We start from the raw sequence: 20,208 nt of genomic DNA, 5'->3' as shown, positions 1-20,208 counted from the left end.
GAGAGATGGAGTCGCGATGGCGCGTGGCGGGAGCGTGACGACCGGGCCGACACTGGCCGTCGTGGCCCGCGAGGCCGGGGTGTCGGTGCCCACCGCCTCGAAGGTGGTCAACGGACGGGAGGACGTGGCGCCGGAGACCCGCCGCCGGGTCACCGAGGCGCTCGACCGGCTCGGGTACGTTCGCAGGCCCCGCTTCGACGCGGCCAAGGCGCCGGGTCTGGTCGACCTCGTCGTGCACTCGCTGGACAGTTCCTGGTCGGGCGCGGTGCTGCACGGCGTCGAGGAGGCGGCGTACGACACGGGCCTGGAGGTGGTGGTCTCCGCCGGCCTGACCCGGACGCGGGCCGGTCACCCCGACCGCGACTGGCTGGACAAGCTCACCGCACGCGGCTCGGCCGGAGTCCTGTTCAACCTGGCCGAGTTGACCCCGGCGCAGTACGCCTGGCTCGACCAGCACCGCGTCCCGTTCGTGATGATCGACCCGGTGCACGAACCGCCGCCGGGCGTGGTGTCGGTGGGCGCGGCCAACTGGCAGGGCGGGGTGACGGCGACCGAGCACCTCCTGTCCCTGGGTCACGAGCGCATCGCCGTCATCGGCGGTTACCGCCGCAAGATGTGCAGCAGCGCCCGCGTCTCCGGTTACCGCTCCGCGCTGGCCACGGCCGGCATCCCGCACCGCCCCGAGTACATCCGCTACGGCAGCTTCAGCGAGGACGGCGCCCACCGCCGCATGCTGGAACTCCTCAGCCTCCCCGAGCCGCCCACGGCCGTCTTCGTCTGCTCCGACAAGATGGCACTGGGCGTCTACCAGGCCCTGACCGAACGGGAGTTGAGCGTGCCGGACGACATCAGCGTGGTCGGCTTCGACGACCTGCCCGAGGCCCGCTGGACGAGACCGTCGCTGACCACGGTCCGCCAGCCCCTGTCGGAGATGGCGTCGACGGCACTGCACCTGCTGGTACGCATGATGGCGGGCGACCGCCCGGAAAGCACCCGCACAGAACTCTCCACCCGCCTGGTGCACAGATCGAGCACGGCCCCACCCGACCAGAACGCACCCACAGCACCCCACCGGCCGTGACAACGGCCGCCACACACCCGCAGCAACCCACCGGCCGGCGTTGACAACGGCCCCCACGCACCCGCAGCCGCGAAAGCACGGCAGGGGACGGGCCGGAACGTCCGCCCGCAGCGGATGGCGCGTCAACACCCTCCACCCATAACGCAACCGATTCCGCGCCAGACCGAGGACGGATGCTCCGGCCCGGCCCCGACCCACCCACCGGCGGCGGCGGCAGCAGCAGGCGACCCCCCTGCCGAGTGACCGATTCCTTCAAGACCCGCCCCCGCCCCCCGCCTACCGTGGCCACATGACCAAGACTCCACGATTCGACGTGATCGGCCTGGTCGTCTCCGACCTGGCCGCCTCCCTCGCCTTCTACCGCCGCCTCGGCCTCGTCTTCCCCGACGGCTCCGAGACCCAGCCGCACGTCGAGGCGGAACTGCCGGGCGGACTGCGGCTGGCCCTGGACACCGAGGCGACGGTCCGCTCGTTCCACCCCGGGTGGCGGCCCCCGGCCGGAGGGGGCCGGATCTCGCTGGCGTTCACCTGTGACTCACCGGCCGAGGTGGACTCGGTGTACGAGGACCTCGTCGGCGCGGGCCACCACGGCGAGCTCAAGCCGTGGGACGCCTTCTGGGGCATGCGGTACGCCGTGGTGCACGACCCGGACGGCAACGGCGTCGACCTGTTCGCCGCGCTACCCGCGACCCAGTAGCTCCCCGAGCGTCCGCCCCGCCAACTCCCGTACGTCCCGCGCCAGATGGGCCTGATCCGCGTACCCGCAACGGACGGCCGTCTCCGCGAAGGACACCCCTTCCCGGGCCAGCGCAAGCGCCCGCTGGAGCCGCAGCACACGGGCCAGCGTCTTGGGTCCGTACCCGAAGGCAGCCAGCGAGCGGCGGTGCAACTGGCGTACGCCGAGGCCGAGTTCGTCGGCGGCGGCCGCGACGGGGCGGCCCGCGTCCAGCGCTGCGGCGAGTCGGCGCAGCAGCGGGTCCGCCGGATCGCGGTCGGCCGCCCGTTCCAGGGCCACGTCTTCCAGGGCAGCGACGGGGTCGGCGGCCGCGTCCACACGTGCGGTGAGGCGTCGTACCTCCGAGGCGGGCCACAGATCGGCCAACTCGACGCGAAGGTCACGCAGTTCGCAGGCCGGCACCCCCAGCAGGGCGGGCGCGGTGCCGGGAGGGAACCGCACGCCCGCCCACCGCACGGGCCGCTCCCCCGCGACCGGGACGTACGCGTGTGTGTCCGGCCCGGCGACCAGCAGCCGCCCCTCGCTCCACAGCAGGTCCATGCACCCGTCGGGCAGCACGGGCCGGATCACGGGATCGTCCGGGGAGCCCAGCGTGCGGCTCCACACCACCGCGCCCGGGAACCTGGACGCCTGCTCCACGTACACACCCACCACGCTACGCGGCGCGCGCCCGATGTTCCTGCGGGCTGACGCCGTACACCCGCTTGAAGGCGTTGGACAGCGCGAACGCGCTGCCGTAGCCGACCTGCCGGGCGATCGCCTCAAGCGTGTCGTCGGTGTCGCGCAGCCGGTCGGCGGCGAGGGCGAGCCGCCAGCCGGTCAGGTAGGTCATCGGGGGCTCGCCGACGAGTTCGCTGAAGCGGCGGGCCAGCGCGGCCCGCGAGACCCCGGCCTTGGCGGCGACGGTGGCGACCGTCCATGGGTGGGCGGGGTTGTCCTGAAGCAGCCGCAGCACCCGCCCGACGACGGGGTCGGCGAGCGCCCGGTACCAGGCGGGCGTGGCGGCCTCGGGACGCGAGAACCAGGCGCGCAGCGCGGCGATGACGATCAGGTCGAGCAGCCGGTCGAGGACCACCTCCTGCCCGGGCTCGTCGCGCACGATCTCCTCGGCGAGGATCGGCGTGAGCGGGCACTCCCACACGTCGGGGGTGAGCGTCAGCAGCGGCGGCAGGGCGTCCAGCAGCCGTCCGTGGACCTCGCCCTGCATCATGTAGGTCCCGATCAGCATCACCGCGGAGCCGTCGAGCCGGTCGCCCCAACTGCGTACGCCGAGGTCCCAGTGGCCCTTCAGGGACCGTCCGTCGGGGTAGCTGCACTCGCCGCCGGGCAGGATGACGGCCTGCGGTGCGGTGGCCGGGTCGTCGGCGCAGGTGTACGGGTCGGGGCCGCGGGTGATGGCGAGGTCGCCGGCCCGCAGCCGCACGGGCTCTCCGCCGTCCGGCATGATCCAGGAGTCGCCGCGGACCATGAGGACGACCGTCAGCGGAGCGCGGTCCTCCACCCGCACGCACCACGGCGGGTCGAAGCAGGCGCGGATCATGAAGGCGCCCCGGGCGCGTGGGCCCTCCAGCAGGCCGGCGAGGGGGTCCCCCCGCGTGAGCGTGGTCGAGCGTGGAGGAGCGTCCATGGCGTCAGCGTAGACGCCCGGGGCCGGGCGCCGTAGACGTCGGCTTATGGGAATGAGTCCTTCAGCGATGTTCCCGTGCCGGGCACGGAAGTTGACTGAACGGCATGACGGAAAACACGGCAGGTACGCAGGACATGACGGTGTTGGTCACGGGGGCCTCGGGGCGCACGGGCCGCCGGGTCGCGGAGGCGGCGCGGGCCGCAGGTCTCACGGTACGGGCGGCCTCGCGCGCCCAGGGATTCGACTGGGAGGACCGGTCGACGTGGGCGGATGCACTGCGGGGCGCCGACGCGGCGTACCTCGTCTTTCCCTCGGACGTCGGCTCGCCCGCGGCGGCCACGGCGGTCGGCGCGCTCGCCGCGGAGGCGGTCGGGCTCGGCGTACGGCGGCTGGTGCTGCTGTCGTCGCGGGGCGAGGAGCGGGCCCGGCCGACGGAGGAGGCGCTCAGGGAGTCCGGCGCGCACTGGACGGTCGTACGGGCCGCGTGGTTCGCGCAGAACTTCAGCGAGGGCCCGCTCGTGGAGGGGCTGCGGCATGGGGAACTGGTGTTCCCGGCGGGTGAGGTGCGGGAACCGTTCGTCGATGTGCGGGACATCGCGGACGTCGTGGTGGCCGCGCTCACGGCGGGTGACCGGTACGTCGGCCAGGACCTGGCGGTGTCGGGGCCGCGGCTGCTGACGTTCCGGGACGCGGTCGCGGAGATCGCGCGGGCGACGGGCCGCGAGCTGACGTACACCCCGGTGACGGCCCGCGCGTACGGCGGGAACCTCGCGGGGTTCGGGGTGCCGCCCGAGGAGGTCGAGTTCCTCGTGGAGCTCTTCGAGAGCCTCCTCGACGGCCGCAACTCCTACCTCTCCGACGGTGTCCAGCAGGTCCTGGGCCGCGCGCCGCGCGACTTCACGGACTTCGTTCGGGAGGCCGCGGCGGCAGGCGCCTGGAAGGAATAGGCAGCCTCCCCCGTGGGTCACTCCCCCCGTAGGTCACTCCTCCGGAGGACGGGGCGGCGGCGCGTCCCCGTTCTTGTGCGGATGCGGATGCGGGTGCGGATGGGGATGCGGCTGATGATGGGTGTTCTTCGCGTGCGTGCGCAGCCGGGACGTGACGTCCTCGGGCGGCAGGAAGCGGGACCAGCGCTCCGGGAACTCGGAGGGCATGTCCGGGTCGTCGGGGTCGGCATCGAAGTCGGAGTCGGCGGCGCGGGAGGCCGCGGCGCGCGCGACGTACTCGGCGGCCTGCTCCTGGCGCAGCCGCTCGTTGGCGGCGCGGGCCGCGGCCGTGGCGGCGGCCGGCCAGATCCGGTCGATGGCGGCGTTGACCGCGGCGCCTACCAGCACCGCGAACGCGGACACACCGATCCACAGCAGGACGGCGACGGGCGCGGCGAGCGAGCCGTAGATCGTGGGGCCCTCGACGGTGTTGGTGAGGTAGATGCGGAGCAGGAAGCTGCCGAGCATCCACATGCCGAGGGCGACGAGGGCGCCGGGGACGTCCTCGACCCAGGGCGAACGCACGGGCACGGACACGTGGTAGAGCGTGGTCAGGAAGACGATCGAGAGCACGATGACGACGGGCCAGTACAGGATCTGCACGACCGTCGTCGACCAGGGCACGATCTTCACCACGGCGTCCGGGCCCGCGACCATCAGCGGCAGCGCCACCGAGCCGATGATCAGCGCCACGATGAAGAGCAGGAACGACATCAGTCGGGTCTTGACGATGCCACGGGCGCCGTCGAGGCCGTACATGACGGTGATGGTGTCGATGAAGACGTTGACCGCGCGGGACCCGGACCACAGGGCGAACAGGAAGCCGATGGAGATGACGTCGGGGCGGCCGCCCTTCATCACGTCGTCCAGGATCGGCTGGGCGATCTGTGTGACGCCCTTGTCGGACAGGACCGTGCGGGAGGCCTCCAGGAGGTTGGACTCCAGGCTCGCGATGGTGTCGGCACCGGTCCAGTCGTCCACGTAGCCGAGCAGGCCGATCATGCTCAGCAGCAGTGGCGGTACGGACAGCAGCGTGAAGAAGGCCGCCTCCGCCGCGAGGCCGAGGATGCGGTACTCCATGCACGAATTGACGGTGTCCTTGACCAGCAGCCAGGCGGTCCTGCGCTTGGAGACGTTCCGGTAGAGGGCACGGGCCCGGTGGAGACGGCCGCGGGGGCTCTCGGGTGGTTCACTTGCTGGCTGCACGCCCTAAAGGTATCCGCAGTGCCGGGCCCCACTCACCCTCCGGTACGACGGCCCGCGCGGGGCGGGCCCCCGCCCCTCCCGTTCCGAGGCCGTTCCACCGGAAATCCGCCGGAATCACGGCGCGCGGCACCTGCCCGGGAAACCTGGTGACCTGCCCGTACCGAGGAGTAGGTTCGCAGACATGGCAGCCAGCACGCACGAAGTGACCAACCAGGTTCCGCCCCTGGTGGGCTATGACGTCTACTCCGCCGACCGGGCGCTGACGGAGGCCGTCGAGCGGCATCTCGAACCCCGGCTCCTGGACGAGGCGCGCGACGAACTGTCGGCCCTCGGACGTACGTCGGGTTCCGCGCAGGTCCAGGAGTGGGGGGTGCTCGCCAACGAGAACCCGCCGAAGCTGCGGACGCACGACCGCTACGGGCACCGCATCGACGAGGTCGAGTTCCATCCGTCCTGGCACCGGCTGCTCGGCAAGGGTGTCTCGGCGGGGCTGACCTCGGCCTGGGCGCGGCCCGGCGGGCATGTGCGGCGCGCGGCCGCGTTCGTGGTCTGGACGCAGGTCGAGGCGGGCAACGGCTGCCCGCTGTCGATGACCCACGCGGCGGTGCCCGCGCTGCGCACGGACCCGGAGTTGGCCGCCGAGTGGGAGCCGCGGCTGACCTCGACGGTCTACGACCAGGGGCTGCGGCCCGCCGCGCAGAAGGCCGGCGCGCTCTTCGGCATGGGCATGACGGAGAAGCAGGGCGGCAGTGACGTCCGCGCGAACACCACGACGGCGCGGCCGCTCGCCGAGGACGGCACGTACGAGCTGACGGGCCACAAGTGGTTCTGTTCGGCGCCGATGTCGGACGGTTTCCTCGTGCTGGCGCAGGCTCCGGGCGGGCTGACGTGTTTCCTCGTGCCGCGCGTCCTGGCGGACGACACGCGCAACGTGTTCCGCATCCAGCGGCTCAAGGACAAGCTCGGCAACCGCTCCAACGCCTCCAGCGAGGTCGAGTTCGAGGGGACCTGGGCGCGCCGGGTCGGGGACGAGGGGCGAGGGGTGCGCACCATCATCGAGATGGTCGCGGCGACCCGGCTGGACTGCGTGCTCGGTTCGGCGTCGCTGATGCGCCAGGCCGTCGCGCAGGCGGTCCACCACAGCACCTATCGCGAGGCCTTCGGCGGCCGGCTGCTCGACAAGCCGCTGATGCGCAACGTGCTGGCGGACCTGGCGCTGGAGTCGGAGGCGGCGACCACGCTGGCGCTGCGGCTGGCGGCGGCGTACGACGACGGGGGTGAGCAGGAGCGGGCGTTCCTGCGCCTCGCGGTGCCGGCGGCGAAGTACTGGGTGACCAAGCGCTGTACGCCGGTGGTGGCGGAGGCGGCGGAGTGCCTGGGCGGCAACGGGTACGTGGAGGAGTCCGGCATGCCGCGGCTGCTGCGCGAGTCGCCGCTCAACTCCGTCTGGGAGGGGGCGGGCAACGTGCAGGCGCTGGATGTGCTGCGCGCGATCCAGCGGGAGCCGCAGGCGCTCAACGCCTTCCTCCTGGAGGTCGGTCAGGCGCGCGGCGCCGACCATCGCCTCGACGCGGCGATCAAGAACCTGCTGACCGAACTCGCCGACCTGGAGGGCATCGAGGGCCGCGCCCGCCGTCTGGTGGAGCGCATCGCGCTGGTGCTCCAGGGTTCGCTGCTGGTGCGGTACGCGCCCGCGGAGGTCGCCGACGCGTTCTGCGCCTCACGACTGGGCGGCGACTGGGGTGCGGCCTTCGGGACACTGCCGCACAGTCTGGATCTGGCCACCGTGGTGGAGCGGGCCCGGCCGGTGTCCTAGGACCTGTTCGGCCGATCAAGGCGCAGAGGAGCAACGGCTCCTGGCCGACACCGGTGAGCGGGGTCTGGTGCGTGCAGCTGCAAGGCGGAGGAGGGAGTCGACGCGGAGCGTCGGCGACCGACGACAACGCCGCAGATGAGCGTGCCAGACCCCACGTCTGCGGCATGATCGGCCGGACAGGTCCTGGCCGAGAGCGGAACCTACGCCGTACGGGGGTGGTGCTGCGCCGACACGGCACCACCCCCGCGTGCTGGCCCCGTTCAAGGAGCACGGACGCCGTACAGGCGGCGTTGTTCAAGTTTCTGACGCCGTACGGCTGTTCGCCAGGGTTGCAAGGGGTTGCAACTTTTCTGCCTCTGCCGCCGAAGTGTGTCCGTCCACCCCGGGCGGGCGGCACTATGAGAGCCACAGTCGGCGGGGCACCTGGGAGGCTTGGCCGAAAAGAGCCGAGCAACCGGTTGTTCGCGGACCGTCCGGGAGGATCCAGTGGTGCACTCGCCGATCGACGTGACGCGGCTCGCCGCCCTGGACGCCGCGCAGGCGGCCCGCGTGCTCGGCGAGGTGCGCACCGCCACGCTCTCCGGGCAGCGCACCCGGGTCGCGCCGCGCCCGGTCATCGAGGCGTCCTGGGAACGGATGCTGCGCTGCGGCGTGGACCCGGACCACGACTTCCGTGCCGGGCTGCTCAGCCGCGACGAGGTCGAGCGGCGCCGGCAGACCTCCCGGTTGCGGCATGTCATGCCGGTGCTGCGCGAGGGACTGCTGTCGGTCGCGGACGTCTCGCAGCACATCATGGTCGTCGCGGACGCCGAGGGCCGGGTGCTGTGGCGGGAGGGCTGCTCGGCCGTGCTGCGCAAGGCGGACGGCCACGGTTTCGAGATAGGCGCGGACTGGCGCGAGGACGTCGTCGGCACGAACGGTGTCGGCACTCCGCTGGTCGCCCGCCGTCCCGTCCAGGTGTTCTCCGCCGAGCACTTCGTGCGCACCCACCTCACCTGGACGTGCACGGGCGCCCCGATCACCGATCCGCGCGACGGCTCCCTCATCGGCGTCGTGGACGTGAGCGGCCCGCTGGAGACCCTCCACCCGGCCACGCTCGCCCTGGTCGACTCGGTGGCCAAGCTCGCCGAGTCGCGGCTGCGGGAGATGCATCTGACCTCGCTGGAGCGGCTGCGCGCGGTCGCGGCGCCGGTGCTGGCGCGGCTCGGGGGACGTGCGCTCGCCGTGGACACGGACGGCTGGACCGCGGCGGTCACGGGAATGGCGTACACGAACCGGCTGGCGCTGCCCAAGGCCCTGTCCCCCGGGCGGAGTTGGCTGCCGCCGATCGGGCTGTGCTCGGTGGAGCCGCTGCCCGGCGGCTGGTTGGTCAGGGCCGCCGACGAGCCGGTGTCCCGGGGCGCGACGCGGATCGTGCTCGACCTGGCGCAGCCGCGCCGCTGGTCGCTGAGCGTCTCGTCCGGCTCCGGCACCTGGACGCACGAACTGAGCCCCCGCCACGCCGAGTTGCTCTACCTGCTGGCCGTCCATCCCGCCGGCCGTACCGCCTCGGGCCTCGCGGACGACCTGTTCGGCGACCCCGGCCGCACGGTCACGGTCCGCGCGGAGATGTCCCGCGTACGCCGGTATCTCGGGGCGCTGCTGGAACACCGGCCGTACCGCTTCAGCGAGGCCGCCGAGGTCGAGGTCGTGCTCCCCGAGGACCCCCTCGACCTGCTGCCGCACTCCACTGCGCCCGCGGTGCGACGGGGACAGGGAACGCCGTGGGGCGCGGGGCGCCTGTAGTCGCGGCGTTCCGAGGTCGTACGTCACCGAAGCCGTACGCCGAAGTCCCGGGGGGGGGCCCCGAGATGTCGCGGCCGCCGCCCTGCACTCACACTCCGGGGATCTCCCGGGCCCGGAAGGCGGCCCGGACGGTGTCGGCGGCGGACGTGCCGTACATCTTCCGGGCGGTGGCGATCGTCGTGAGCGCCGCGTCCGTGAAGCTCGTGTCGGGCGCGAAGCCGAACTGCGCGTTCACGATGATCCGGTCGGCCTCGCGCGCACCCAGCGCGCCCCGGATGTCGAACAGCGCCCGGGACCAGATCTCGCCGTCGGCGTGCACCTCGCCGACCTTGTCGCCGTACACCTTGTTCCCGTCGACGCGCCGCAGACAGTGCGGAGCCGTCGAGGTGTACGCCACCGAGTCCCAGTCGGCGACGCACGCGAGATCCGTCCTGCGCGGCCAGCCGTACTTGGCGTCCGCGTAGGCGCCGACCGAGACCGCGAGGTAGTCGCCCCAGGCCTCGCCGATGGAGCCCGCCTCCTCGGACGTACCGAAGCCGGGGACCTGGGCGTTGTGCACGGCGTGGCCGTACTCGTGGACGATGACCTCGGCGTCCTCCGCGTCGTCGACACCGCCCTTGCCGAAGCGGATCTCCGCCTTCTTGTCGGTGAAGAAGGAGTTGTCGGCGCCCCACTGGTTGATGCGGACGGGCTGGGCGCGGTCGTTGGCGCCGGGCAGTTCGCTGCCGAAGCCGAGGCTCTGCAGGTACTCCTGGGCCTCGTTGACCCAGAAGTACGCCATCACCTGCTCGAACTGGTCGTCCTTGCGGGTGTACGTGCCGACGTCCGCGATCTTCGCGGAGGCGCCGGTGTCCGATCTGACGTAGACCCACTTGCCGGACAGGCCGCCGGAGGAGTCGAGGTTGCGCAGGGCGGCCAGGGCGTACGCGGAGCCGGGGACCGCCGTGGCGGCGTCCTTCTGGTCGGTGAGGCTCTCGTCGCCCGACGACTGGACGGGGTTGACCATGAAGACGCGCGCCTGCGGGTCGGCGGACGCCGTCGCGGGCGCGGCAAGGGTGGCCAGGGCCACGGCGAGGGTGGCCGTGGTGAGCAGCACGCGGGAGTGTCGGCGTGTCATGCACATCCTCCAGAACATGGGTGGACCGTGGATGCGGGGGGTGACGTTGCGCGGCGAGATCTTGCCCTGTTTACGGGTCTTCCACCAGGCCTGCGGTCACCTGGCGTAGCATCCTCTGACAGGCCCCCCACCCGCCTCTCCGTCAACGCCCTGAGCGTGGGAGGCAGTTGGCCTTCCTCGGGAGGACGCATGAAACACCGCGGCAGGCATCGCCGGCGCAGGAGGGGACAGGCGCTGCGCGCCACCCTCGCCGGAACCGCGCTCGCGCTGACCGCGGCCGCCACGCTGATCAGCACCTCCCAGGCCTCCGGCAGCGGGGCCCCGGGCGCGCTCGCGCCGGTGTCCCAGGCGGGCCCGCTCCGGCTGCACGAGAACCTCGTCGACGCCAGGACGCTGGACACGCTCACGCGCCGGATGGGCGGGAACGTCGGCGTCTCGGGGGTCCTCACCGACACCGATCACGTGATGCGCAACCGGGCGGGCTGCGACACCGCCGAGACGGACGCGCTGCCCGTCGAGCCGACGGCCACGCGCGCGTACTGCTGGGACCGCGCCGACTCGACGTCACCGGGCTGGGTGCCGCGGGCCGTCACCACCTCCGGCGACGCGGACGACGACGGCGCGTGGGGCGAGAACCGGGTGATCCTCGCGGGCTGGACGCACAGCGCGCGCACGGCCGGCACCCCGGCGCGCGACAGGAGCCTGGCCCGGATCGCCGTCATAGACGCGAACGACCCGGACCGCCTCACGTACCGCTGGATCCTCCTCGTGGCCCCGACGGACGGCGGCAAGGACTTCACGGCGGTCCGCTCCCGGCTGTCCGGGATGGTCTGGTACCAGGGCAAGCTGATCGTCACCGCCGAGGGCGGCGCGGACCGCGCGGGCGGCCTGCTCGTCTTCGACCTGCACCGCATCCTGAAGGCCGACGCGGCCGACAGCGCGATCGGCAGGGTGAACGGCGGCTACGCGGCGCACGGCTACCAGTACGTGCTGCCCGCCATCGGCTCGTACACCCCGGCCGGCGGCCGCTGCGACCCGACGACGGACCAGGGCACCCCATGTCCCGGCGCCCTCTCCCTCGACCGCAGTTCGGCGCCCGACAGCCTGGTCGCGAGCGAGCGGATCCCCCAGGGCAGCGACCGCCGCACCCGCCTGTGGCGCTACCCCTTCGGCCTCGGCACGGACACGGCCCGTGGCGGCCTGCTGGCCGGCGACACCCGTGGGCGTGTGGACGCGAGCGAGGCCTACGAGACGAAGGCGACCGGCGTGTCCGGGGTCCTCTCCCACCGGGCCGAGGGCGCGAGCGGGGCCGACTGGTACGTCGACCGCACCTCGGACCACCACGACGTCCTGTGGCGGCAGAGCGGAAGCGGCGCCAAGGCCGCCGAGTGCACCGCGGACCAGTCGCACGCCTGCTGGGGCCGGGGCACCCGCTCCCTGTCGTACTGGGAGCAGACCGGCGAGCTGTGGTCCCTTTCCCCGGACGGCGTGCTCTACGCGGCCCCGCTCACCTCCGTCGAGAAGTCTCTGGAGTAGCCGGTCCCTGCGCCGCCGTGGCCGACCCCTTTCGACAGGCCGCCGGGGAAGATGATTCCCTGGCCCGCATGAGCAACGTCACTGTGACCACCTGGTCCCTGGAGCAGACGGCCCCGACCGACCTGCTCCCCGCGGTCGCCCCGGAGGGGGACGTCCGGATCGTCCGCGCCGAGGTGCCCTCGCCGGAGTTCAGCCGCTTCCTGTACGCGTCCGTGGGCGGGGACATCCTCTGGACCGACCGGCTCGGCTGGACGTACGCGCAGTGGCAGGAGTTCCTGGCCCGGCCCGGCGTGGAGACCTGGGTCGCCTACGACCGGGGCACCCCGGCGGGCTACGTCGAGCTGGACCCGCAGGACGACGGAGCCGTGGAGATCGTCTACTTCGGCCTGATCCCCGCCTTCCGCGGCCGCCGCATCGGCGGCCACCTCCTCGCGTACGGCGCCGCGCGCGCCTGGGACCTGGCCGAGCGGTGGCCGGACCGGGCCGAGACCAAGCGGGTCTGGCTGCACACGTGCAGCAAGGACGGCGAGCACGCCATGGACAACTACCAGCGCCGCGGCTTCAAGCTCTTCGACACGAAGGTCGAGGAGGAGCAGGACGTGGCGGCTCCGGGGCCCTGGCCGGGAGCGTAGGGGTCACTCCTGGACGAGGGGCAGTACCCGGGAGGGCAGCCCCTCGTCCAGGAACTTCTCCAACACCCGAGGCGTCGCCAGGGGGGCCAGCAGCACGATGACACCCGCGCAGAGCGCGACGCCGACGGCACCCGACGCCCAGGTGCCCCACCACTCGGCCAGGGCGATGCAGCTGCCGAGCGGCACGAGACAGACCGTCACGGTCCAGATGTCGCGTCGGGTGGACTGGTCGTCGTGTTCCCTGGCCCACGCTTGCCTGTCGAGGCCCGTGGGAGCCCGGTAACGGGGTCTGGTCCCGACAAGACCGAAGTACACCAGGCATCCCACGTTCAGGGCCAGGAAGAGGATGCCCAGCCAGCCCTGTACGCCCCATGACCAGCCACCCAGGACAGCCGCGCCGGCCCTGGTGCAGGGGGCGATCGACAGCATCACGTACAGCACCAGGAGTGCGGAGAACCTGACGGCGAACTCGGATTCCCTCAGGCGTGTGGTACCGGACCGCCAGCTCTCGTTGCGCGCGATACCGGTGGTGGTGAGCAGTCGCACGGCACGCAGGCACAGGTCCGGCCTGAGCCACCCCAGCAGTCTCACGCGTGCCTCGGACAGGCCCGCCGCCGCCACCAGACGGCGCCCCAGCTCGGCGCCGGTTTCGTCCGGAGGGCCGAAGGAGGTCAGTCGCACTCCGAGATCGGCCAGTCCGCGTCGGCCCTGGCTCAACGACCGGGCCCAACCTCCGGCGTCGCCGAAAAAAGCGTCCAGGTCCGCAAAAAGCGTGGTGTCGACGAGCTCGTTCGGCAGGCTCAGCTCCCTCGGTCCGGCGTCGCCGTAGTCCACCAGGGCGAGCGGCACCACGATGCGAGGGTCGGGCTCCACGCCGGGTGGTGGGGCCGCGCCGGACTCGGCGGCCTTGCGAAGGTGGGCAGCCAGCGCAGTGAAGATGCCCCGCAGTCCCGTCCAGTCTCCACCCTCGCGGTAGGGCCCCATCACCCAGAAGAACTCGCCCCAGCCAGGCCGATAGCGCCGGACCCAGTCCAGCTCTCTGGAGACGTTCCTCTTCACCACCACCAGCCCGCGGTCCCGCAGCAGATCGGACAGGCGGAACGCCGCGTCCTGTGCGATCGCGGGGTCGTCCGACCGGAGCAGTTCACCAAGTGAGTCGATCGCCCTCGGCGTACGGACGGCCCACAGCATCTCCGTGATCAACTCACCGGGCAGACGCAGCTCAGGGGCGAGCACAGCCGCCACCGCGACATCCCCCATGGACGCCAACGCGGCCTTCGCCTCCGGCAGTTGCATGAGCCGCGACGCCAGGAACCGCGCCGCCGACGGCAGATGGGTGGCCGCGAGCGCATGGACCGCCGCCGGTGCCTGCCCGGGCTCGTCGGAGTACTCCGCCGTCACCCGCAGCAGATCGAACACCGCGGCTCCGCGCGGGCGCCGGTCCGCCGCCACCAGCCCGAACGCGGCCACCACGGCGTCCCGCTCGCTCCCTTCGGCCGGCGCCGCGCCGTTCCCGAGGCGCTGGAGGAACATCGTCACGATCTCGTCCGCGAGCGCGTCGTCCACGACCTGAGCGTCGGCCAGGCACTGGAAGGCGAGCAGCTGATCGGCGGCCAGGATCTCGCGCACCACGTCGGAGCAGTCACGGGAGACGACGCCGCACCACAGCCGCACCGTCTCGCGCCAGACCTCCGGGTCCCGGCGGTAGCGCTCCAGCAGCGCGGCAGGCTCGTCGGCGAGGGCCGTGGCCGCCAGGTACTCCTGGAGTGTGAGGTGGGCGAACTGGAAGCGCTCGCCGTTGTCCACGGACAGGAGCAGCCCGCTGCGGTCGACGATCTCGTTGAGCATGCCCTCGGCGTCGTCGGCCGGGCGCCCGTACCGTTCCAGGGTCTCGCGCAGCACCGGCAGCACCTTGTCGTACGGCATCGCGAGCCGGTCGTACGCGTCCGGTGGAACGTCCTGGGCGGCGAGCGCGAGCCGCTGGAGTGCCGCCCGCTTCACGGGCTGGACGAAGTGCGCGTCGCGCTGCCGGTCGCGCAGCAGGCTCACGTTGACCTGCTCGTAGAAGTCGGCCCGGTTGTGCGGCAGGACCTGGCCGGTTCCCGCGTACTCGTAGCTGTAGAGGTACGCGATCATGGTGAGCAGCAGCGGATTGCGGGCCAACGCCATGAGCTGGGGGGTGTCGCGCAGGGCGCCGAGGAGCTGGTCCACGGTGTCCGGCTCCAGGGTAGGGGGCCAGGGCCAGCCCTCCAGGAAGCGGCCGACGAGCCGGTCGTCGAACTCCTCGACGCGCAGGGTCCGCCCGGCCTCATCGTTGAACTCGCCCCGGTAGACGGCGACCCGGCAGGTGACCACGACACGGCAGCGGCCGTACACGGTCATGAACGTCCTGATCGCCGCGGCCACCTGTGGGCGCTGCCCGGTCGGGATCTCGTCGAGGCCGTCGAAGTAGAGGGCGAGCCGGCCCTCGTCGAGGGCGCGTGCGACCCACTTGCCGGCCTTGGGGAAGCCGTGCTCGGCGAAGTGCCCGACGATGTGGTGGACGAGATCGCCGTCTGCCAGGTCCACGGAGCGCAGCGGGAGCAGGACGGGGACGTCGGCCGGCGTGCCGAGATCGACGCGGTGTCTGCGGCGCGGGTCGTACCAGGTGCGCTCGGGCGGCCGGTCGGGCCGGTAGCGCTCGCGGGCCCAGGCCAGCACGGTGTGGCGCAGCAGCATCGTCTTTCCCGCGCCGGGGACGCCGAGCACCACGGCCCGGCGCACCGCGCCCAGCGTGGCACCGGCCTCGCCGCGCTCGGCCGCGGCGCCGAAACCGGACGCGGTGCGCAGCGGGACGTAGACCGATGCCATGTCCATGGCCCTGGCCTCCTCCGGGCGGAAGGAGACGGAGAAGCGGTGATGGCGTTCGTACATCCGGACCGTGTAGCGGCGCAGCGCGGTGCGGGCGAGGAGCGCGCTGCCCGCCAGCCGGTTGTAGAGCGCGGTGGCGACCAGGTCGACGAGATGCTTGAACCAGTCCTTGAGTTTCAGGACGAGGGCGCCGAGGACGAAGGCGATCACGGCAAGAAGCACGTCGTGCGCTCGGTCCCCCATGGACTCCCCCTCCGGCCACCGCGCCGTACCGGAAGGGCAGAATACGAGGGGGCGTCCGCCTGTGTCCCGCACCTGGCGGAAGCCCCTGGCGTACGGTTCCGACCTGGGCCTGAGTGACGAACACCACAGCGTCCCAACATGCGGGACATTCTCGTCCGCATTCTGGACGGTGGTGGACTGCCCCGAGATCCCCGTGACACGCTTCCGTCATGTCTGGAACTGGAATTGCCTTGGTGAGTCGGCGACACGTCGATCTCGGCCGCATGTCCAGCGCCATCTGTCCGGCGCGCTGACGCACTCGCCGGTGGCCTTCGGCCACGGGCCCAGCGCCGCCGTATCCCCCAGTTTCGCGACCCTTGCGCAATGACGCGCCCATACTTCCGTATGCGCCCGTATGCGCAGGTCAGAGCCGCTTTCAGACCTGTCCCGCAGTCCCGAAGGACGTAACAGCCATGGCCGCCACCCCGCAGAATCCCGCCGCGCCCCGCCGCAAGGTGAGCCGTCACCGCGGCGAGGGTCAGTGGGCCGTGGGTCACTTCACCCCGCTCAACGGCAACGAGCAGTTCAAGAAGGACGACGACGGTCTCAATGTGCGGACACGCATTGAGACGATCTACTCCAAGCGGGGCTTCGACTCGATCGACCCCAATGACCTGCGCGGACGTATGCGCTGGTGGGGCCTCTACACCCAGCGCAAGCCCGGGATCGACGGCGGCAAGACCGCGATCCTGGAGCCGGAGGAGCTGGACGACGAGTACTTCATGCTGCGCGTCCGCATCGACGGCGGCCGCCTCACCACCGAGCAGCTCCGCGTCATCGGCGAGATCTCGCAGGAGTTCGCGCGCGGCACCGCCGACCTCACCGACCGGCAGAACGTGCAGTACCACTGGATCCGCATCGAGGACGTACCCGAGATCTGGGAGCGGCTCGAAGCGGTCGGCCTCTCGACCACCGAGGCCTGCGGTGACACGCCCCGCGTGATCCTCGGCTCGCCCGTCGCCGGCATCGCCGAGGACGAGATCATCGACGGCACCCCCGCCATCGAGGAGATCCACCGCCGCGTCATCGGCAACCCCGAGTTCTCGAACCTGCCCCGCAAGTTCAAGACCGCGATCTCCGGCTCGCCCCTCCTGGACGTGGCGCACGAGATCAACGACGTCGCCTTCGTCGGCGTGAACCACCCCGAGCACGGCCCCGGCTTCGACCTCTGGGTCGGCGGCGGCCTCTCCACCAACCCGAAGATCGGCCAGCGCCTGGGCGCCTGGGTGCCGCTCGACGAGGTCGCGGACGTCCATGTGGGCGTCCTGTCGATCTTCCGTGACTACGGCTACCGGCGGCTGCGCACCCGCGCCCGCCTGAAGTTCCTGGTCGCCGACTGGGGTGTCGAGAAGTTCCGCCAGGTGCTGGAGGACGAGTACCTGAACCGGAAGCTCGTCGACGGTCCCGCGCCCGACCAGCCCGTCGCCCGCTGGCGCGACCACGTCGGTGTGCACCGGCAGCAGGACGGCCGCTTCTACGTCGGTTTCGCGCCGCGGGTCGGCCGGGTCGACGGCGCGACGCTCACGAAGATCGCCGAGGTGGCCGCGGCGCACGGCTCCGGCCGGCTGCGCACCACCGTCGAGCAGAAGATGATCGTGCTCGACGTGGCGGAGGACCAGGTCGACTCCCTCGTCGAGGGTCTGGAGGCGCTCGACCTCAGCGTCAGGCCCTCCACCTTCCGGCGCGGCACGATGGCCTGCACCGGCATCGAGTACTGCAAGCTCGCCATCGTCGAGACCAAGGCGCGCGGCGCCGCGCTGATCGACGAACTGGAGCGCCGCATCCCGGAGTTCGACGAGCCGATCACCATCAACATCAACGGCTGCCCGAACGCCTGCGCCCGTATCCAGGTCGCGGACATCGGTCTCAAGGGCCAGCTGGTCCTCAACGACCGGGGTGAGCAGGTCGAGGGCTTCCAGGTGCACCTGGGCGGCGCGCTCGGCCTGGAGGCCGGGTTCGGCCGCAAGGTCCGTGGCCTGAAGGTCACTTCGGAGGAGCTGCCCGACTACGTCGAGCGTGTCCTGACCCGCTTCCGGCAGGAGCGCGAGGACGGCGAGCGGTTCGCCACATGGGCCGCGCGTGCCTCCGAGGAGGCACTGTCGTGAGCGTCGGCGAACGGCCGCGAAAGGAGGGGCCATGAGCGAGCGTGCGGCGCCGTTCTACTGCCCCTACTGCGGTGACGAGGACCTGCGTCCCAGCGAGCAGGGCCACGGCGCGTGGGAATGCGGAGCGTGCAATCGAGCCTTCCAGTTGAAGTTCCTCGGGCTGCTCGCCCGGGGTCTTCAGCACAACACGGGTGGAGGGGACGAGATATGACGACCATTCAGGCAGACACCGACGACACCGAGCTGACCGACGGGCGCGACGCGGAGCTCAAGGCGCTCGCCGAGCAGGCCGGGCGCGACCTGGAGGACGCCTCCGCGCTGGAGATCCTCCAGTGGGCCGCCGACACGTTCGGCAGGAAGTTCTGCGTGACCTCCTCCATGGAGGACGCGGTCGTCGCCCACCTCGCCTCCCGCGCCTTCCCCGGCGTGGACGTCGTCTTCCTCGACACCGGCTACCACTTCCCGGAGACCATCGGCACCCGGGACGCGGTCGAGGCCGTGATGGACGTCAATGTCATCACGCTCACCCCGCGCCAGTCGGTCGCCGAGCAGGACGCCGAGTTCGGGCCGAAGCTGCACGACCGCGACCCGGACCTGTGCTGCAGGATGCGCAAGGTCCAGCCCCTGGAAGAGGGCCTGACGTCGTACGAGGCATGGGCGACCGGTCTGCGCCGCGACGAGTCCCCGACCCGGGCGAACACCCCGGTCGTCGGCTGGGACGAGAAGCGCCGCAAGGTCAAGATCTCGCCGATCGCGCGCTGGACGCAGGACGACGTGGACGCGTACGTCAACGAGCACGGGGTTCTCACCAACCCGCTGCTGATGGACGGCTACACCTCCGTGGGCTGCGCCCCCTGCACCCGCCGGGTCCTGGAGGGCGAGGACGCCCGCGCCGGACGCTGGGCGGGCCGCGGCAAGACCGAGTGCGGACTGCACGAATGAAGACAACGACTGAGGAGTTGCACGTGACGACCGGAGCCACCATCTGGCTCACGGGTCTGCCGAGTGCCGGCAAGACCACCATCGCGTACGAGCTGGCGGGCCGGCTGCGCGAGGAGGGCCATCTCGTCGAGGTGCTCGACGGCGACGAGATCCGCGAGTTCATCTCGGCGGGCCTCGGCTTCAGCCGCGAGGACCGGCACACGAACGTGCAGCGCATCGGCTTCCTCGCCGAACTGCTCGCCCGTAACGGCGTCAAGACGCTCGTCCCGGTGATCGCGCCGTACGCGGACAGCCGTGAGGCCGTGCGCAAGCGCCACCAGGAGAGCGGCGCCGCGTACATCGAGGTGCATGTCGCGACCCCGGTCGAGGTGTGCTCCGTACGCGATGTGAAGGGGCTGTACGCCAAGCAGGCCGCGGGCGAGCTCAAGGGGCTCACCGGGGTCGACGACCCCTACGAGGAGCCCGCGTCGCCCGATCTGCGGATCGAGTCGCACACCCAGACCGTGCAGGAGTCCGCGGCGGCGCTGCACACGCTGCTCAACGAGAGGGGTCTCGCATGACGACGACCGTCGCCACTGTCTCCGAGGACGCAGGCTCCGAGCAGGTCAACCCGTACGCGCTCTCGCACCTGGATGCGTTGGAGTCCGAGGCGGTGCACATCTTCCGTGAGGTCGCGGGGGAGTTCGAACGGCCGGTGATCCTGTTCTCCGGCGGCAAGGACTCCATCGTCATGCTGCACCTCGCCCTGAAGGCCTTCGCCCCCGCCGCGATCCCCTTCACCCTGCTGCACGTCGACACGGGTCACAACTTCCCCGAGGTCCTGGAGTACCGCGACCATGTGGTCGCCGCACATGGGCTGCGCCTCCATGTGGCCTCCGTCCAGGACTACATCGACCGCGGTGTGCTGCGCGAACGCCCCGACGGCACCCGCAACCCGCTGCAGACGGTGCCCCTCACCGAGAAGATCCAGTCCGAGCGCTTCGACGCCGTCTTCGGCGGCGGCCGGCGCGACGAGGAGAAGGCCCGCGCCAAGGAGCGCGTCTTCTCCCTGCGGGACGAGTTCTCCCAGTGGGACCCCCGTCGCCAGCGCCCCGAACTGTGGAACCTGTACAACGGCCGCCACGCCCCGGGTGAGCACGTCCGCGTCTTCCCCCTGTCCAACTGGACCGAGCTCGACGTGTGGCAGTACATCGCCCGGGAACACATCGACCTCCCCGAGATCTACTTCGCCCACGAACGCGAGGTGTTCCAGCGCGCCGGCATGTGGCTCACCGCCGGTGACTGGGGCGGCCCCAAGGACGACGAACACGTCGAGAAGCGCCTGGTGCGCTACCGCACCGTCGGCGACATGTCCTGCACCGGCGCCGTCGACTCCGACGCCACCACCCTGGACGCCGTGATCGCCGAGATCGCCGCCTCCCGGCTCACCGAACGCGGCGCCACCCGCGCCGACGACAAGATGTCCGAGGCCGCGATGGAAGACCGCAAGCGCGAGGGGTACTTCTAG

18 protein-coding genes are annotated in these 20,208 nt (G+C 71.8%); 13 read left to right on the top strand and 5 right to left on the bottom strand.

Going from position 1 to position 20,208, the window contains the following annotated elements; all coding sequences use genetic code 11:
• Positions 1-16: 16 nt before the first annotated feature.
• Positions 17-1,081, top strand: a complete 1,065-nt coding sequence (locus ACN6LB_RS15805; RefSeq protein ID WP_445026374.1) for a LacI family DNA-binding transcriptional regulator — start codon at positions 17-19, stop codon at positions 1,079-1,081.
• Positions 1,082-1,370: 289 nt separating this feature from the next.
• Positions 1,371-1,778 (top strand): VOC family protein, encoded by a 408-nt coding sequence (locus ACN6LB_RS15800; RefSeq protein WP_445026373.1) that lies wholly within the window; start codon positions 1,371-1,373, stop codon positions 1,776-1,778.
• Here ACN6LB_RS15800 and ACN6LB_RS15795 read toward each other — a convergent pair.
• Together ACN6LB_RS15795 and ACN6LB_RS15790 are read right to left on the bottom strand one after the other, a co-directional pair.
• A complete protein-coding gene (locus tag ACN6LB_RS15795) occupies positions 1,761-2,462 on the bottom strand; it encodes a helix-turn-helix domain-containing protein (protein ID WP_445026372.1) in 702 nt (233 codons plus the stop codon). The genes ACN6LB_RS15800 and ACN6LB_RS15795 overlap by 18 nt on opposite strands.
• A gap of 10 nt (positions 2,463-2,472) precedes the next feature.
• Positions 2,473-3,444: an AraC family transcriptional regulator gene (locus tag ACN6LB_RS15790; RefSeq protein WP_356139013.1), complete on the bottom strand. Its 972-nt coding sequence runs from the start codon at positions 3,442-3,444 to the stop codon at positions 2,473-2,475.
• Positions 3,445-3,548: 104 nt separating this feature from the next.
• On the opposite strand from ACN6LB_RS15790, the gene ACN6LB_RS15785 reads away from it, so the two are divergent.
• On the top strand, positions 3,549-4,391 hold the full coding sequence (locus ACN6LB_RS15785) for an NmrA family NAD(P)-binding protein (RefSeq protein WP_445026371.1): 843 nt from the start codon (positions 3,549-3,551) through the stop codon (positions 4,389-4,391).
• A 33-nt stretch (positions 4,392-4,424) separates the two neighbouring features.
• Here the strand turns inward: ACN6LB_RS15785 and ACN6LB_RS15780 are convergent, their stop codons facing one another.
• Positions 4,425-5,636: a YihY/virulence factor BrkB family protein gene (locus tag ACN6LB_RS15780; protein WP_445026370.1), complete on the bottom strand. Its 1,212-nt coding sequence runs from the start codon at positions 5,634-5,636 to the stop codon at positions 4,425-4,427.
• A 181-nt stretch (positions 5,637-5,817) separates the two neighbouring features.
• On the opposite strand from ACN6LB_RS15780, the gene ACN6LB_RS15775 reads away from it, so the two are divergent.
• Both ACN6LB_RS15775 and ACN6LB_RS15770 read left to right on the top strand, forming a co-directional pair.
• Positions 5,818-7,452 (top strand): acyl-CoA dehydrogenase family protein, encoded by a 1,635-nt coding sequence (locus ACN6LB_RS15775; RefSeq protein WP_445026369.1) that lies wholly within the window; start codon positions 5,818-5,820, stop codon positions 7,450-7,452.
• Positions 7,453-7,938: 486 nt separating this feature from the next.
• The gene (locus tag ACN6LB_RS15770; RefSeq protein WP_445026368.1) at positions 7,939-9,237 is read left to right on the top strand and encodes a GAF domain-containing protein; all 1,299 of its coding nucleotides are present in this window, start codon (positions 7,939-7,941) and stop codon (positions 9,235-9,237) included.
• An 88-nt stretch (positions 9,238-9,325) separates the two neighbouring features.
• On the opposite strand, the gene ACN6LB_RS15765 is transcribed toward ACN6LB_RS15770, so the two are convergent.
• Positions 9,326-10,354 (bottom strand): M36 family metallopeptidase, encoded by a 1,029-nt coding sequence (locus tag ACN6LB_RS15765; protein ID WP_445026367.1) that lies wholly within the window; start codon positions 10,352-10,354, stop codon positions 9,326-9,328.
• Between the two features lie 189 nt (positions 10,355-10,543).
• On the opposite strand from ACN6LB_RS15765, the gene ACN6LB_RS15760 reads away from it, so the two are divergent.
• A complete protein-coding gene (locus ACN6LB_RS15760; protein WP_445026366.1) occupies positions 10,544-11,890 on the top strand; it encodes a hypothetical protein in 1,347 nt (448 codons plus the stop codon).
• Positions 11,891-11,958: 68 nt separating this feature from the next.
• Positions 11,959-12,522: a GNAT family N-acetyltransferase gene (locus ACN6LB_RS15755; protein WP_445026365.1), complete on the top strand. Its 564-nt coding sequence runs from the start codon at positions 11,959-11,961 to the stop codon at positions 12,520-12,522.
• Between the two features lie 3 nt (positions 12,523-12,525).
• Here ACN6LB_RS15755 and ACN6LB_RS15750 read toward each other — a convergent pair whose 3' ends face one another.
• A complete protein-coding gene (locus tag ACN6LB_RS15750) occupies positions 12,526-15,615 on the bottom strand; it encodes an NACHT domain-containing protein (protein ID WP_445026364.1) in 3,090 nt (1,029 codons plus the stop codon).
• A 209-nt stretch (positions 15,616-15,824) separates the two neighbouring features.
• Between ACN6LB_RS15750 and ACN6LB_RS15745 the strand changes: the two genes are divergently transcribed.
• From ACN6LB_RS15745 to cysD, 6 genes are all read left to right on the top strand, one after another.
• Positions 15,825-15,908 carry a putative leader peptide gene (locus ACN6LB_RS15745; RefSeq protein ID WP_310591794.1) on the top strand — a complete coding sequence of 28 codons (84 nt, stop codon included), beginning with the start codon at positions 15,825-15,827 and terminating at the stop codon, positions 15,906-15,908.
• A 159-nt stretch (positions 15,909-16,067) separates the two neighbouring features.
• Positions 16,068-17,759: a nitrite/sulfite reductase gene (locus ACN6LB_RS15740; protein WP_445026363.1), complete on the top strand. Its 1,692-nt coding sequence runs from the start codon at positions 16,068-16,070 to the stop codon at positions 17,757-17,759.
• Between the two features lie 31 nt (positions 17,760-17,790).
• Positions 17,791-17,970 (top strand): hypothetical protein, encoded by a 180-nt coding sequence (locus ACN6LB_RS15735; protein ID WP_356145106.1) that lies wholly within the window; start codon positions 17,791-17,793, stop codon positions 17,968-17,970.
• Positions 17,967-18,701 (top strand): phosphoadenylyl-sulfate reductase, encoded by a 735-nt coding sequence (locus tag ACN6LB_RS15730; RefSeq protein ID WP_445026362.1) that lies wholly within the window; start codon positions 17,967-17,969, stop codon positions 18,699-18,701. Before ACN6LB_RS15735 ends, ACN6LB_RS15730 begins: the two co-directional genes overlap by 4 nt.
• A gap of 23 nt (positions 18,702-18,724) precedes the next feature.
• Complete coding sequence (gene cysC / locus ACN6LB_RS15725) at positions 18,725-19,261, top strand: adenylyl-sulfate kinase (protein ID WP_445026361.1); 537 nt, start codon at positions 18,725-18,727, stop codon at positions 19,259-19,261.
• Positions 19,258-20,208 (top strand): sulfate adenylyltransferase subunit CysD, encoded by a 951-nt coding sequence (gene cysD, locus ACN6LB_RS15720; protein ID WP_445026360.1) that lies wholly within the window; start codon positions 19,258-19,260, stop codon positions 20,206-20,208. Before cysC ends, cysD begins: the two co-directional genes overlap by 4 nt.

This window comes from Streptomyces sp. SAS_270 (assembly GCF_052543295.1).
Note: the sequence above shows the minus strand (reverse complement) of the source record. Positions and strands in the feature narration are given on the sequence as shown.

Bases quoted from the DNA above. Each gene is read 5' to 3' on its own strand.
- ACN6LB_RS15760 (WP_445026366.1), top strand. From the start codon at position 10,544: ATGAAACACCGCGGCAGGCATCGCCGGCGCAGGAGGGGACAGGCGCTG.
- ACN6LB_RS15730 (WP_445026362.1), top strand. From the start codon at position 17,967: ATGACGACCATTCAGGCAGACACCGACGACACCGAGCTGACCGACGGG.
- ACN6LB_RS15745 (WP_310591794.1), top strand. From the start codon at position 15,825: ATGTCTGGAACTGGAATTGCCTTGGTGAGTCGGCGACACGTCGATCTC.
- ACN6LB_RS15750 (WP_445026364.1), bottom strand. From the start codon at position 15,615: ATGGGGGACCGAGCGCACGACGTGCTTCTTGCCGTGATCGCCTTCGTC.
- ACN6LB_RS15785 (WP_445026371.1), top strand. From the start codon at position 3,549: ATGACGGAAAACACGGCAGGTACGCAGGACATGACGGTGTTGGTCACG.
- ACN6LB_RS15805 (WP_445026374.1), top strand. From the start codon at position 17: ATGGCGCGTGGCGGGAGCGTGACGACCGGGCCGACACTGGCCGTCGTG.
- ACN6LB_RS15740 (WP_445026363.1), top strand. From the start codon at position 16,068: ATGGCCGCCACCCCGCAGAATCCCGCCGCGCCCCGCCGCAAGGTGAGC.
- ACN6LB_RS15800 (WP_445026373.1), top strand. From the start codon at position 1,371: ATGACCAAGACTCCACGATTCGACGTGATCGGCCTGGTCGTCTCCGAC.
- cysD (WP_445026360.1), top strand. From the start codon at position 19,258: ATGACGACGACCGTCGCCACTGTCTCCGAGGACGCAGGCTCCGAGCAG.
- ACN6LB_RS15790 (WP_356139013.1), bottom strand. From the start codon at position 3,444: ATGGACGCTCCTCCACGCTCGACCACGCTCACGCGGGGGGACCCCCTC.
- ACN6LB_RS15735 (WP_356145106.1), top strand. From the start codon at position 17,791: ATGAGCGAGCGTGCGGCGCCGTTCTACTGCCCCTACTGCGGTGACGAG.
- ACN6LB_RS15775 (WP_445026369.1), top strand. From the start codon at position 5,818: ATGGCAGCCAGCACGCACGAAGTGACCAACCAGGTTCCGCCCCTGGTG.
- ACN6LB_RS15755 (WP_445026365.1), top strand. From the start codon at position 11,959: ATGAGCAACGTCACTGTGACCACCTGGTCCCTGGAGCAGACGGCCCCG.
- ACN6LB_RS15765 (WP_445026367.1), bottom strand. From the start codon at position 10,354: ATGACACGCCGACACTCCCGCGTGCTGCTCACCACGGCCACCCTCGCC.